Genomic DNA, 14,080 nt, shown 5'->3' on the forward strand with positions numbered 1-14,080 from the left:
TTAAACCTCCCTAAAAATGCTATTCTTATTATAGCATCTTGCAGAGAAGTCTTACTATAGCAGGTACATTGAAAATAGGACACAACTCTAGCAATTAACCATTGCACATCTTATTAACTAGTAGCAATGTACTATAAAATTATCCATTATATTCAAAAACTCCTCGATTAGTAACTAAATAGTTTCCTTCTAGTTCTAAATCTCGCCCATATGCTTCATAATCAATATAATTTTGAAGGTTAGTCGGTACCTCACCTAAAGCACCAGTTTCTTCAATCAAATAATACGCCACATCACTCATATCATTACAATCCGGATAACAAATAATATCATCCACATGTTCCATCATTTCCTCAAAAGAATTGAAGAAGGAATGTTGAATTTCTGAAGCGACTTCTCCGATTGGGGTTCCGTCTAGCTCTTCTGCTAGTCCACACAACCGATTAATCTCTTCAATCGGTGTGTACTCATCAATCTCAAATGGAAGTTCATAATCATGAATCGCATACTCCTCGTATTCATCGTTTAGTCCAATACGTTCTTTGACTTCATCAAAATCAACAGGTGGGGTAAACCACGCCCCCACCAGCTCTCCTTCATTATATTTTCCGAGGTTCGCAATATAAATTCGCATCTTCTCCATAGTTTGTTCCCTCCTTATGCCCCAACAATACGGTTAAACAAATTGAGTAGAACATCTTTCACACCCGCTGCATTAAAGACCAATCCTACCGCAATTAAGGCAATTACCAAGAAGCCAATCAGTTTGGAAAACTCACGTTTGAAGCCTAAAAATAAACCAATGACCACAATCGCCAATAAAACTAAGGATTGAGCATTGGTTAAAAACCATTGATATAAATTTTGTCCAAAATTCATTTCATCACTTTCCTTTCTTTTCCATTACTCGGTCTGCAGCTGCGCTTACATTCATCAAACACATCACAGTGACACCAATCATGCTGCCACCGATTACCAATAAAATATCTTTTGCAATTCCCATACTGATTCCTCTTTTCATATAATTAAGTTTTCAATCGCCATACTTTGTTGCTCCAAAATCTTTTTATGCCGATCCGATAACTGAGCATTCTGTACCATATCAAGAATATAAGTCGTCTGATTTAATCGATCTAACTCCTTAGCCATCTTCCAAGTAGGTGCTACTTGTCGCCCCAGCCAGTTTAACGTTCTTTCAATGGTATACGGCTTCGGTTCAGAAGTCAGTTGGATTTCTTTACGATTCCGCCCGACAAAACGACCCCATCGTTCATTCAAGGGCCAGTTAGTTCGCCTTTTTCCTTCCACTTTATCCGCAAATCGTAAATAACGATTAATAATGGAAAAAGCGGTACTTTCAATACTTCGACCTTTTAACAAGTCTTGTATCGCATGATAGGCACGGTCATTTTTCAACCGAATTTCAAAGCGATTCTTCGTTTCAGTCTGGTCTAATGGAATCCCCAATTTGATATATTGCTCATAGTCTTTTTCATACAAACAAAAATAAACCTCACTCTTGAGGCTTCCGATATACAATGTATTTCCCATCCCATCTTTTTCATCTGATTTTAAAAGTTCACCCGAATGGTAACTCTTAAAGGTACGAAACAAAGAAATACATTCTTCCTTCTGACATTTTCTCGTTAATTCAGGAATATTCAATAATCCAACCCGATCATTGATTGCTAAATCCAAGCGTTTCATCACGCCCCTTGCTTTTAGACAATCATCGAAGAAGTCATACCAGCTACGTTTTTGAGCGAGCAAAAAGGTTTCAAATTGTCGACACCCTCGCCCCCTCAATTCCAAAAGAACTCCTTTCTCTTCCTCATGAGAAAGCATCACCACAATATCACCCATGATGTATTGTTCTTGGTAAGAATAAAAGGCATAGTCTTCATGAAGCATATAGTCAAATTTCAAATGCAAAATCTCTTGCACAATCTTTCGGGCATTCGTTGTGGGAAACCGAATTCTCACGTAATCAAATAGTAACGTCAAAGGCAAATCAGGATTGAAACTTTCCAATTGGTCGAATACTTTTCTCATTGTCTTCGCAGATGCCGTCACGCCACCATTTTCCATTTGATTCAAATAGGGACGACTCAATCCACAAGCAGTAGCCAATTTATTTTGAGAAACACCATATTGAGTGCGTCGCTCTTTTAATAAACGATAATCTAAGTTTCGTTGTGCCAAGTTCTCACCTCCAAATGAGTATGTTAAATTTTTCAAATGAGTTAACATCGGGTCAAACAGCTAATTATTCTTGCTATAACAACAATTCTTAATCGCTGCTTGCTTGTTTTTTGTGTTTTTGTACCCCCCTGTTAGATACGGGGGGTGAAACATCATGGCCGGCTAACGCCGTCCATGAACAGGCACAGCACCGCAGAGGATTTCTGCTTCGCAAATCCCCCGCGGTCAGTGCCTATCAGTTTGGTTACTTAGTTGTCATTCATCCGTAATGCCATCTGCCTCAAGCTCTGCTTTCATTTCTAACAAGTATTGACGAATATCCGGTTCTTTCGCTTGGTCCGCAATCCGTTCAAATTCTGCGATTACTTGATTTATTTCAATTCGAGGATCACTCTCCTCGTCCATCAAATAAGGATCACTAGCGACTTTCACCCCATTCTTGCGAATTTCAAAGTTTAGCCAACGTAATTGCTCTTCCAATTCTGGGTCTGACTGAATCTTTCCAATCACCCAATAAACTTCCCCAATTAATTCATCATAAATCATGGACCTCCGCCTCCTTTAATCTTCTGGCAATATCAAAAACGACCGGAACTGTTACAGAATTTCCAGCCTGTTTATACAACTGACTATCTGAATTCACTTTTGCTGCTCTTTCAAAAGCCCAGTCAGGAAATCCTTGTAGCCGCCAGCACTCTCGCGGTGTCAATTTACGTATCTGATATTCTTCTGTGAGAACTGCTTGTTGGTCTCCTGTCAGTAAAGTATGAACACTCTGTTTTCCAAGACGACCACGGCGACTTTTAGAACGAGGAAAAGCCAGGTTCACACTATCCCCTGGCTTGACTTCTTGATATTCTGTTTCATTTTTGCGAACCATGATTTTTGTGCCACCTTGTTTCGTGGACAAGGTTGGCGCTGTTCCAGTGATATCATAAACTCGTTTATCTTGTTCATAATTTCCAGGCAACATACCCGCCACCAATATGCCCTCCTTTACTGGCTGAGCAATTTTTATACTCTCATCACCTGTTAGTGTTGGCGAAATACCGTCTGAACCATAGACTTGCCCACCCATCCCGCGATTGGAGGGATTAATATTCAGCAAGTTTCTGATTTTTTGATCAGATGCTGCAGACGATCCAAGGATAGGAAATACTTGTTCGGTACATGCGTCTCGAGAATGTCCGATAAGAAATACTCGCTCACGGCTTTGGGGAACGTAGGCCTTTGAGTTAAGCACCTGCCATTCCACATCATACCCCAATCCATCCAACGTTCGGAGGATCGTTTCGAACGTAGCCCCTCCTTCGTGATTAAGCAATCATCGGACGTTCTCAAGGAATAAAAGCTTAGGTTGTAGAAGAGCGGCGAACCGAGCGATTTCAAAGAATAGAGTACCTCGAGTATCGGAAAATCCTTTCCGATTTCCCGCAATTGAAAAAGCTTGGCACGGAAAGCCACCGCAAAGGATGTCAACTGGTCCGAGGGATTGAACAAGCTCGTCTGGTACACTTGTGATGTCATACATTTCCACCTCCTCTTTCGTATTATGGATTGCCTTATAGCTACGTCTAGCAAATTCATCAATTTCACAAAAGTCGATACAGTGATGTCCAGCTTGTTCCATGCCAAGACGAAAACCACCAATACCGGCAAATAAATCTAAAAAAGTCATAACTCACCCATTTCTTTGCAAAGAAAAAAGCCAAGAACATTTTCGTTCTTGGCTCATAAATAACTGTTTTACCTTTCTATTTCTTATCTAATCCAACCAATTTTCTTTGTTTTTCATTGGCTTGATCGGCAATATACTTAATTACCATTTTAAATTCTTTCGCAGTAGCCTTTTCTGATAAATCAGCAATGCTCTTATTATATTTTTTTACAATATTCGTTACTTGTTCTTTCTCAGTCATGTAATTGAACCTCCAAATCTTCCTCACTATACTGTAATGGCAAAAATAACTCAAGATTATCTGCGGCATAATGAACTTCAGAAATATTATTCATATAATCTTTGATAATGATATGAAGCAATACATCTGGATGTTTGCTCTTTACTTTTTCAATATTTTCTCTTGATTTAAAAAAAGCATTAATGAACGCTTTTTTCGGAACATGGCGACCTTCCGCAATTTCGCGCTTTTGAGTAAAATGCCATGCAGTCTTCGGATCTTGATAAACATAGAAAATTGTTACTCGAAAATGATTTTTCAATGCTCGAGAAATATTTTTTTCAGCACTCAATATAGCAAATGTAGCATCTAATATAAATGAATAGCCATACTCCAAAACATATTTGAGGGACTGTTCAACTAACCACGAAGATGCTTTTTGGAAAAGGCTAGAATTTTTCCCATTGTAATCAGGAAATTGTGTACGAAAAAAATCGGCATCAATAATCACATGATTATCATAATTTTCAGCCAAGCCAATCGCAACTTCTGATTTTCCAGCACCAGGACTTCCAGCCATAAAGACCGCATCTCGACCAGCTTCAGGGGACTTTCCTTCGATAATACAAGAAATAAACTTATCCTTATTTGCTTTTGCGTATTCTAAATAAGAATCATTCATTTCCACTTTTTTCCTCCCCTTTCTCTCCATCCATTACAAGTATTATACGTCATTTTCAGTATAAAGTCAGTCTTTGAAAGTTATTCAATTACTCCTATCTATTTTTACTAATTTGTGAATAGAACTTAAAAAATCATATTCCTTTGGAACCAATGGCGTGTAAAACTCACTGATCACGCTACCTCCTGTATCGACATAGCCACGACCTTTGATTCGCTTCATAAAGAAATTTTTATCAACTTCACCAAACATCATGGAATATCCAAGATCACTCATTCGACCCAAAGCGACACGAAAATTGAACTGATCACGAATCCCGTCTCCCAGATATTTTGCATCAGGTCTTTGACAAGCAAGAACTAAAAAGAAACCTGATTGTCGGCCTAACATGACAATTTGCTTGAGTTTATTTAAAATCACGGCACTCTCTTTTGTCGTTAACATTTCCATATAAGCCACATATTCATCAAAAATCAAGAAATTTGGCGCAAGTCCTAGATACGCATAATTCTCTCCTGTTTTGTAGTTTGGCATTTCTTTCATCGCCGTACTACGAGCCATCATACGTTCATAAAAATTCGCCACGCAAGTAGAAATCTCCTCCTTCTGATAATAAACGTGGGGCATTACGGTAGTTAAATCCGCCAAATCTGCATTTTTCGGATCGAGGACAAACAATTCCGCATCAGATTTTAGTAGAGCTTGAATAATCGTTAATAAAAAATAGGTTTTCCCACCGCCCGTACCGCCAGCTATTAACATATGGGGTAATGAATCATACGCCCATACTTGGTTTTTCATCAATCGCAAACTGCCGTTTTCTGCTACGACTTCCTCAATTCCAATCCGATTGGCGATCATATCATAGAGCAACGTATATTCGACATAAGAATCTTTCAACTCCTTTTCTACTAGCTCACAGTACAATCCACTTTCCAACTTTTTTTCCAACTTCAAGAGCTGATCCTGATACTTGCCTAGCGAGATTTGAACAAAAATTGAAAGTAGACCGTCCTTCATTCGATAATAGATTTTGGGAAAGTAACTGATTGTCTCTTTAGTTCGATTGCTATTGAGGTCTTTGAAAAAACCTTCCTGCTGCGATTGTTTCACTTCATACCAGTGATTTTCTAAAATCATTCGCGCCAGCTTTTGTCGATGCCACAGGCTCCGCCAATGATTGGGAAAAAAATGAATATAAAGTAATATCATACTCCCTGATAGTGCCATACTTGCAAGTATAAAAATCAAATCCCAGATGGACCAAGACCTTTCTATTCTTAGTAACGATAACTTTGTAAAATCAAGACTCAGAAGTTCATCGAGATAAAAGATACTCAGCCAACCTAAAAATAGGATTATCAGCCATCCAAGAACAAAGTGATAAATTAGATTTTGATCTCCTGCACGTATACGGTGTCCTTTGTAATACACTTTTTCTTCACCTCCAAAAAAAGGCCCAAAGAAGTTTAATTGGGCCGCTTTCCACTATTTTCTTTAATTATTTACCTTGGCGGGAAACTGTTTAGTTTGGATGAGTTGTTGCAAAAATCCTTCAATCACAGTGGGCATTTCCATTCCCAGTGTTTCTATCACTGATTCCGCTTCCCGACAAAGACGTTCATCTACTTCCACCACTATATAGAAAGAGCCAGCTTCGTCTAACCAATCTAGGACGTCCAACTCATCCACATTTTCTTCCGTTTCAAAAAATTCCGGATGCATAAGGAGAAACATCTTTTCATCTACTGTCAGTGCTTCATTAACTTGTTCACTCGTCAACTCCCCCTTTCCATACTGATCCAAGCAGTCTAAAATATGTTCGACATTGATTTCCATTTTCTTCACCTATTTCTTTCCCTCATTTTTAACATCAGAATTACCTTGATTGATTTGACGTTTCAATACCAAATCATCTGCTTTAATAAACCAATTAACTGTCGTTCCTTCACGGAAAACATAATTCGCAACAGTATCCACGACTGGGTTTACTAATTCGATCTCAGTGTCATAGCCAAACTCTCGTAAAGGTACATTCGACGGAATGCTCACTTGAATCATTCGACCTTGAGCAGATGATTTCAAATTATACGTCCGTTCTTTTACCTCATTACTAACCGTCCCATCTTCATTTTGCTTGCGTACTTCTCGACGCAGTGCTGAAAAACGCAACTTGCCAAACGTTAATTCTGAATCTACGACAATACCTTCTGCTAATCTCATATTCTCTTCCCCCTATGCTTTCACTAAATCATCGACATACAATACATAATCCGTAAAACCTCGGTTTTCGATTTCATAACCATTGGCAACTAAGTGAGGATTGACTGCTTTTAACGGTTGATCTTGGTCAAAATCTTTTTCACCGGCCTCTGCTGCTACCACTACCTCAATATCATCGGCGCGTTGTTTACTAGAATATAAATGGTAACTACGTCCAATTACAGAAGTGTTTCGACCATACCCTTCTGTGAGAATTCTTCCTTCCCCACCATAAGTTATTTTTCCAAAAGTCTCTGTCATATCTGGCACGACAAATTTTAATTCCATTATTTTTCCTCTTTTCATTTTTAGTTTTGAATACAAAAATAGCACGACCACTATAATCTGGAGGTGGTCGCGCACATTGCTTCATATAGTTAAATTTTTTCATTCAATCATTCTTAATTTCGACGATTCCAGAAGTAGTAACCAGCCGTTACAAAAATCAAAGTAAAGCCGATAAACAATAAAAGGGTGGAATTCTTTTCACCAGTTTTAGGGAATTCTTTCACTGTTGAATCTCCTGGTATCGTAGATGCTTTGGGTTGTTCTGGTGTACTAGGAATTGTTGGAACCTCTATTGGTGATAGTGTTTGCGATTTTTCTGACAAGTCTTCATTATGCTTGCCATTGATAGTTCCATCTTTATCGTAATTAATTTCCGTAAAAGTAAACTTGGTGCCTTCAGGATACTTGCCGGTATCTACTTTTTCAGCAAGCACAGTTCTGGTGAATTCTTTGTCATTCACTTCATAATCAATCTTGCCAGATTTCCAAATTTCTTTGTTTGTTCTATCTGGAAGTAAAGCATACAGGATTGTTTCAAAAGCTTCTTTTGATCCGTCTAGTACATCATGAGTAATGGAAACATCATCAAACATATCCACTACATCCCCATGAGTGAAGGTTTGTGAACCATCCTCTAAGTGAGCCTTGGTTTGAATTGATACATGACGTTCAACCGTACAATTCACCGTTTGGGCTTGATTATTCAAGCTGGCATCTTCGGCAACTGGTTCATCGCCGGCATCATAGGACTTTTTGTCTTCATATACATAATTGAATAAGACGATTGTTTTGTCCAAAACTTGTTCAGCCGTCAGTTTATGAAGTATCTCCCAAGTGCCAGCTTTTTCTTTATTGGATAACGCAGCAGTTGTTTCAGCAATCACAACTGGTTTCGCCTTTTCATCTTTTTCTTGTGCTTCTTTCGTTGCCTGAACGTCAATCGCCTGAGACACCACATACCAATCTTTTCTAATTTCATGCAGGTTGTAGCTCAATTTATCAATTAACTCAGTAGAATCTAAATTAGCTAATTCTTTGTTGCCATCTTTCCAAGTTGCGAGGGAAGTCAAACTATCTTCTTCCTCAGGCAAATCATAGAGCATCAACCGATTCAAGCTAACAGAAAAATCATTATTGGTTAATTCCTCATAAGGAACCGTTACAGTCTTAATCGGATGTTTTTGACCTTGTTCCGTAATGGTAAAGATATACTCGCTTTTGTCATAGTTTTCTTTATTTTCCTTGAAATTAGAACAAATTTCTAAAGGCTGAATCTTCTGAAATCCTTCTGGCGCCTTAACCTCTTCCAATAAATAGTCACCATAAGGAATGTTTTCAAACTTGCCGTATCCATCAAATCCCAATTGTTCATTGTAACCTGTCGTTGCCTCATCTTCAGCGCCGGTAATTTCATTGGTTCCTTCCAACGGTATTAATTTGAAAGTCAAATCATTAAACCCGGTTCCGGCAGTTCCAGCAGCAGATCCAGCAAACTTGAAGAAATCAAACCCAAAGCGGATTACTTGTTCCTTCGCTGTGACATCGCACGTAATCACCGCATTTCCCTCGTTGTCATCAACTTTTTTTATTGAGACAGGATATTTTGTTTCATCCAAAGTATAGCCTTCGGGTGCTTTCGTTTCTTGCCAATAATACTCATTGAGGGCCAAATGCTTAACCGCCACTTGATTGTTTTCATCTAGCGTTAGAGTGACTCTTTCCTCAGAAGCTTTCGTTCCTGTTACTAACTTTGGTTTAAACGCATCCGCCCATTTGACGGCTTGACCATCTTTTTCAGTAAACAAAGTGTATTCTGCACCTGTAAATTCTGCTTTTCCTTGAGTCTTATCCCCAGTATCTTTATCTTCCTTCGTCAAAGTCGTTTCGCCAGTAATTTCTTGGTTTTTACCTTCGACATGACTGGTAACAAGTGCTACAGTTTGGTTGGCATATTTCAATTCAACTTTTACTGGTTTAAAGGTGTTCACAAAACCATTACTAGCCTTTGTTTCTGTCACATAATACGTGCCCAATTCCAATGCGTCAGAAATATCTTTTGGTGTTTCCGCATGCCCTTTTTCATCGGTAGTAATTTCTTGAACGATTTCACCAGTCGGGCTACCTTTACGAATGGCAAAGGTATTGCCCGCTAGGGAATAATTCTCACTCCAAAGATTATCTCCCGTTTCTACCCCAGTCTTATCCAAAATAATTTGACCTTTTTCACGCGTATTTTTAGAAGTCACTGAAATGGTTTCGCCAGCCTTTATCGTTGCGGTCATTGGTGTAGTATCAATCGTATAAGGTGCTGGGACTGATTTTTCAGTAATCGTTACTTTTGTATCATGTGGAATCCCATCAATGTCAGCAAGCCCATCTTTATCGGTAGTAACATCTTTTTCGGGAAGAACTTTCCCAAAATCTAAATGGAATACTGTCCCTGGAACAACATTACCAGATTCCTTGTCAACCTTTTTAATTTTCAGTGAACCCTTTGTTTCAACATCAATTTTAATAGTATAAGTGTTGGGCTTATCAATTGCCCCTGCCATTACAGTTTGACTCCCAAATTTTTTATAAGTGACAGGTGTTCCATTATCTGCGGTTTTTTTTAGTGTCAGCACTCCTTGTTTTGAATTTACATTTGGTGTAATCACCAGTCGATTGCCATTAACATGATAATCAACATTTGCCGTATTTTGGATTACTTCATCAAATTCAAACAAGTTCACTCCTTCCGTATCAGTCACAGTAGTCGATTGGCCTAACACCGTTTTCAACGTAGAATTATGGAAACTTGGTTTTTTTTGATACTCTTCAATTACTCGATTGATTTTGGACTCAATCTCAGCAATGTTTATCGAACTACCATCCGGTCTTTTGATTGAATTTAGAGTATAACCATTAACTTCTTCCCAAATCATTTTTTGTGCAACTATATTGGTATCCATATCAGTACCTGCATATTTCCAAAGAACGGAAACCAATTTTGCTTTTTCTGGCATAGATGGTAAGGGATTTTTCTCATAACCAGGTGTAACCTCTGTAGGAATTTTAACTCCTGGTTCAATACAAAATACTGTTTGCTTTTTACCATCATATTCTGCATATAATGTTGTTGTTACTTCTGAAAGTATACTTCCATCACTAAATTTTCCGTTTACTTCATAAAGCTTATTCATGTCATAGGTGATTGTCACTTCTTGCGGATAGTCAAATTCGCTCGCAAAAGCATTCGTTGGTACTATTGAACCCCCGATTGTTTGACACAGTACTCCTAGAATAGCAAACAAGCGCCAATTTCTAAATCTAGTTCTTTTCATAGAATGAGTCTCCTTTCATTTTTGGGTAATAAAAAAAGACATCCAAATTTTTAATTTTGAATGTCTAGCCCAGAGTATTACTATTCAGTTTTCTTCTTTTTAGATAAGTTGTTTCTCTGCTTATAGATTTTGATTCTTCGATAATCAAACCCTATTTCTGTCATCAACTCTTCCCAATTTTTATTTGTCCTTTTCATAATTGTATCAACTGACGGTAAATTCGAGGATCCTGAAAGTTTTCGGAACTTCGTCATTGATAAATCATCTTGTAACCTTAACCGAATTAGTTCGTTTCTTAATTCTAACAACAACTCAAAATGGGTAAGTAAAGATTCCTCTGTATTCTTTCTAAACAGATGCCTTACATCTCCAAATCTCTTTTTCAATGTACTTAACGAAGGAACGTCTTTCCCTACTGATTTTTTTTCATACATCCGTTGAGAAGTTATCTTCTCAACTTTAATAAAAGTCTCTACTATTTTCAATAAATCTTTTTCTGGTGTTTTAGCCCATTTTCCATATTCAGTATTTTCAATGCCAATACTAGCTAATAATTTTTCCCATGATCCATATTTTTGATTGATAAACCACATGCTTGGAGCAGTATTTGGATTCTCTGATAGTTTTTTCTGATATTGACGACTAGATTTAATTCCGTGTTTTTCAATGAATTCATTAATTACTAAAATAAGTTTTAAGTCACTTATGTTTTTCCAAACAATACGACCATCATCTTGTTTCACAATAAAAACTCCTAGAATTTATTTAGATAGAAGTCTATCACATCAACTTTTTAGTAGAGAAGTATATGTTTTGGTTTTTTTAAAAAAAGTCGACCTTTTTAGTAACTCGGATTCAAAAGTTGCTAAATTCGGTAAATGTTTTGGTTTTTTCCGTATTACATTTGTCATCAGACTGACTACTAAATTTTTCCCTATTTTGACGACAGTGATAGTCAAAGTCGGACAATCTAGGACAATTCAGAGGAATTTGAGGAAAAAATGACCCAAAACAGCCAAAATTGGCTTAAAACTGTGATAGAGAAAAAAGAAAAAGCCCTTGATATACAAGGACTTTTCACAGATTTCAGATTTCCAAGGAAGTTTTCCGTGTTTATCTTCTGATTTCTTTGATACGAGCTGCTTTACCGTGCAATGCGCGAGGGTTAAGTCTAACGATTCACAGGTATTCCAATGGGGTTCAAACCGCGTCAAATCACTATTTCAAAGGGATTTTATTCGAGTAAGATTTGTCTGAGATATGTCACTCATTTTTCACTTTTTGCCCCCAAAAAGCCCCCTAAAAAATAGATCCTCACGATTCATTTTACGGGGGTTTATTTCATGAACGTTACTCTCCGCTTTTACTGAATAAAACTTTTTTCATCAATCAATGGTATAATTTAACTGTGGTCTTTCTCCCTTTCCTAGAATGCTGTCCTAACCAACATCTAAACCCGGCCACACTTGTCCCTTGTCAATTCCAGCGGATTGACTAGGGGCTATTTTCATCTCGTTTCAGTCAATTTAGCTAAATATTCATGTGTTATAATGATGCCGAGGTGATACTAATGCGAAAAATACTGGATACTATTTTGACCATACTATTGTACTCGTTATTGTTTTTGGGAATGATTATTGTCATCATTGTTGCTCTGAAACTTTTCTCGAAATGAATTGCGTTCTCGTTTTTTCAGTGTTACTCTACCTGTGAGCCTTCATTGATTTATTGGCTCTATGTACACGAAAAGCAGCCGGTCCTCTCTCCAAGAATCTTCCCCAAGTTTCTTGAAACCGGCTGCTTTCCTATTTGATATACGTTGTCATACATAATCTAAACAAGAAATCAATTTTTTGCAAGTAATATATTATTTCATGGACTACATAAGATATACGCTTGGCACCCAACCCCAACCGTCAACTTCCGACCAGCTGGTGGATCCGTGGACGGACTGACCTTTCAGTGTGCCAGTCACCTTGACCTTCGTTCCTTTTTTTAGGATTCGGTAGCCATTCGCTGTTTTTACAATTGCGCTAGAAAGAGATTGACTGGTGTATACGTTCAAGCTGTCAATGGTTACAGTCTTGGCGTTGGGACTAGATAAGTCACTTGCAGCAGCCCAGCCAAGACCAGTTAAGTGGTAAGGCTTCTTCTTCCCGGTTGCAAGCTTGTCAATTTTGGCAGACTTCCCACGGCTCTTGCTGGATGCTCCTTTACCATCTGCGTCTGCAAACAGATTACCAACCACTTTTACGTTTTCACCGACTTTGATCGCTGCAGATGCACTACCATCAGTAGAACCGCCACCAGAGCTGCCATTTTTCAAGCGATTATACTCGGCGATTACAGCATCACGAAAGTCAGTCCAATCACCATCATTTCGCATTTTTGAAGGACAGTTTTTACCAGACCGGTCGTAATGTGATTTTACAGTATTGACATTAGCAGGAATGCCTTGCTCCAACATCACTTGAGCGATAACCTTAATTGCATTTGCCTTGGCTTTTTTGTATTGTTCCAACTGCGTGCCGCTGATATTTGTTGTGCCCCGAGTTGGATCATAGTTTCGACAGATTTCAAAGCTGATTGATTTACGGTTACCATGACCGCTACCACCATCTCCCGCATTCCATGAATTACGATCAAACGGAATACCTTGTACCGCCTCTTTTTCATCGATGGCTACGTGATAAGACACTTGCGCTGTATTGCCAATCATGTAGCGGATTTCGTTATCTGCAGGTGCATTGTTATCAGTCTCGTGGATTGTGACAGAATCGGCATCCATGCTGTAAGGACATTTCGCACCATAATTCCATGATCCGACAAGATTTTGTCGGAAAGGCACACCATTTTTGCTACTCATTTTGTTTCCTCCTCATTTTTGATATACCCGATTTGCTTAGCTGTCTGATCTACTAGCACTGCAGCACCTGTCACTAAGATTGCTTGTACGATGTTGGCGGCATCGTATCCACCTAACAGCAATGGAGTAAGCGCCAAACTAATGCCAAGCAAGATCACTGGGATCAACTCATTTCGGATGTAGGCCGTTCCTTTAATGATCATTCCAATAACAAAAAGGGCCGGAATCATTACGAGTCCGTCCCCCACTACGTATTCTAGAATTTGATCCATGTTATTTTCCACCTTTCTTCATGTCCACAATGTCATGTTCTGCCTCACGCATCCGTCCTTCCACGTTATACATGCGCTCAACGAGATTGTTATGCTTTTCAACTTTGCGCTCCAACTGCTCAATCCTAAAAACAGTGAGCCGATTGGCAGTCATGATTCCACCAAACGTCCCACCGAGGGTACCAACAAGACTGATAACAGCGATGATTATTGTTTCGCTCATTTACATTCCTTCTTCTCACTAAAATAAAAACAACCGACTAAAAGCCGGCTGTTCCTTAGCATTT

At 38.5% G+C, this 14,080-nt stretch carries 16 protein-coding genes and 1 pseudogene; all 17 read right to left on the reverse strand.

Annotated elements, in window-relative coordinates:
- Positions 1-139: 139 nt before the first annotated feature.
- Complete coding sequence (locus tag BAU14_RS10430) at positions 140-643, reverse strand: antirestriction protein ArdA (RefSeq protein WP_161900053.1); 504 nt, start codon at positions 641-643, stop codon at positions 140-142.
- A gap of 14 nt (positions 644-657) precedes the next feature.
- Positions 658-879 (reverse strand): hypothetical protein, encoded by a 222-nt coding sequence (locus tag BAU14_RS10435; protein ID WP_010708778.1) that lies wholly within the window; start codon positions 877-879, stop codon positions 658-660.
- A gap of 4 nt (positions 880-883) precedes the next feature.
- Positions 884-1,021 carry a DUF3789 domain-containing protein gene (locus BAU14_RS10440; protein ID WP_202622207.1) on the reverse strand — a complete coding sequence of 46 codons (138 nt, stop codon included), beginning with the start codon at positions 1,019-1,021 and terminating at the stop codon, positions 884-886.
- Positions 1,018-2,202 (reverse strand): MobT family relaxase, encoded by a 1,185-nt coding sequence (gene mobT, locus BAU14_RS10445; protein WP_161900055.1) that lies wholly within the window; start codon positions 2,200-2,202, stop codon positions 1,018-1,020. The genes BAU14_RS10440 and mobT overlap by 4 nt, the downstream gene beginning before the upstream one ends.
- 255 nt (positions 2,203-2,457) lie before the next feature.
- Positions 2,458-2,748 (reverse strand): hypothetical protein, encoded by a 291-nt coding sequence (locus BAU14_RS10450; protein WP_161900056.1) that lies wholly within the window; start codon positions 2,746-2,748, stop codon positions 2,458-2,460.
- A pseudogene (locus tag BAU14_RS10455) lies at positions 2,738-3,880 on the reverse strand (DNA cytosine methyltransferase). The gene BAU14_RS10450 and the pseudogene BAU14_RS10455 overlap by 11 nt, the downstream one beginning before the upstream one ends.
- Before the next feature lie 76 nt (positions 3,881-3,956).
- On the reverse strand, positions 3,957-4,121 hold the full coding sequence (locus BAU14_RS14250) for a hypothetical protein (protein WP_202622208.1): 165 nt from the start codon (positions 4,119-4,121) through the stop codon (positions 3,957-3,959).
- The gene (locus BAU14_RS10460; RefSeq protein ID WP_161900057.1) at positions 4,114-4,788 is read right to left on the reverse strand and encodes a zeta toxin family protein; all 675 of its coding nucleotides are present in this window, start codon (positions 4,786-4,788) and stop codon (positions 4,114-4,116) included. Before BAU14_RS10460 ends, BAU14_RS14250 begins: the two co-directional genes overlap by 8 nt.
- 78 nt (positions 4,789-4,866) lie before the next feature.
- Entirely contained in the window at positions 4,867-6,216 is a 1,350-nt protein-coding gene (locus BAU14_RS10465) for an FtsK/SpoIIIE domain-containing protein (protein WP_161900058.1), read from the reverse strand.
- Positions 6,217-6,279: 63 nt separating this feature from the next.
- Positions 6,280-6,621 (reverse strand): type II toxin-antitoxin system RelB/DinJ family antitoxin, encoded by a 342-nt coding sequence (locus BAU14_RS10470; RefSeq protein WP_161900213.1) that lies wholly within the window; start codon positions 6,619-6,621, stop codon positions 6,280-6,282.
- A gap of 9 nt (positions 6,622-6,630) precedes the next feature.
- Positions 6,631-7,005 carry a YdcP family protein gene (locus tag BAU14_RS10475; RefSeq protein ID WP_161900059.1) on the reverse strand — a complete coding sequence of 125 codons (375 nt, stop codon included), beginning with the start codon at positions 7,003-7,005 and terminating at the stop codon, positions 6,631-6,633.
- Between the two features lie 12 nt (positions 7,006-7,017).
- Positions 7,018-7,332, reverse strand: coding sequence for a YdcP family protein (locus tag BAU14_RS10480; protein WP_161900060.1), 315 nt, complete (start codon positions 7,330-7,332; stop codon positions 7,018-7,020).
- A 113-nt stretch (positions 7,333-7,445) separates the two neighbouring features.
- Positions 7,446-10,655, reverse strand: coding sequence for an MSCRAMM family collagen-binding adhesin EcbA (gene ecbA, locus BAU14_RS10485; protein ID WP_161900061.1), 3,210 nt, complete (start codon positions 10,653-10,655; stop codon positions 7,446-7,448).
- Positions 10,656-10,735: 80 nt separating this feature from the next.
- A complete protein-coding gene (locus tag BAU14_RS10490; protein ID WP_161900062.1) occupies positions 10,736-11,398 on the reverse strand; it encodes a hypothetical protein in 663 nt (220 codons plus the stop codon).
- Between the two features lie 1,136 nt (positions 11,399-12,534).
- Positions 12,535-13,521 (reverse strand): N-acetylmuramoyl-L-alanine amidase, encoded by a 987-nt coding sequence (locus BAU14_RS10495; RefSeq protein ID WP_161900063.1) that lies wholly within the window; start codon positions 13,519-13,521, stop codon positions 12,535-12,537.
- Entirely contained in the window at positions 13,518-13,793 is a 276-nt protein-coding gene (locus BAU14_RS10500; RefSeq protein WP_161900064.1) for a phage holin family protein, read from the reverse strand. The genes BAU14_RS10495 and BAU14_RS10500 overlap by 4 nt, the downstream gene beginning before the upstream one ends.
- Before the next feature lies 1 nt (position 13,794).
- Positions 13,795-14,016: a hypothetical protein gene (locus BAU14_RS10505; RefSeq protein ID WP_161900065.1), complete on the reverse strand. Its 222-nt coding sequence runs from the start codon at positions 14,014-14,016 to the stop codon at positions 13,795-13,797.
- Between the last annotated feature and the right edge of the window lie 64 nt (positions 14,017-14,080).

Source organism: Candidatus Enterococcus leclercqii (genome assembly GCF_009933135.1).
GTDB classification, from domain to species: Bacteria; Bacillota; Bacilli; order Lactobacillales; family Enterococcaceae; genus Enterococcus_C; species Enterococcus_C leclercqii.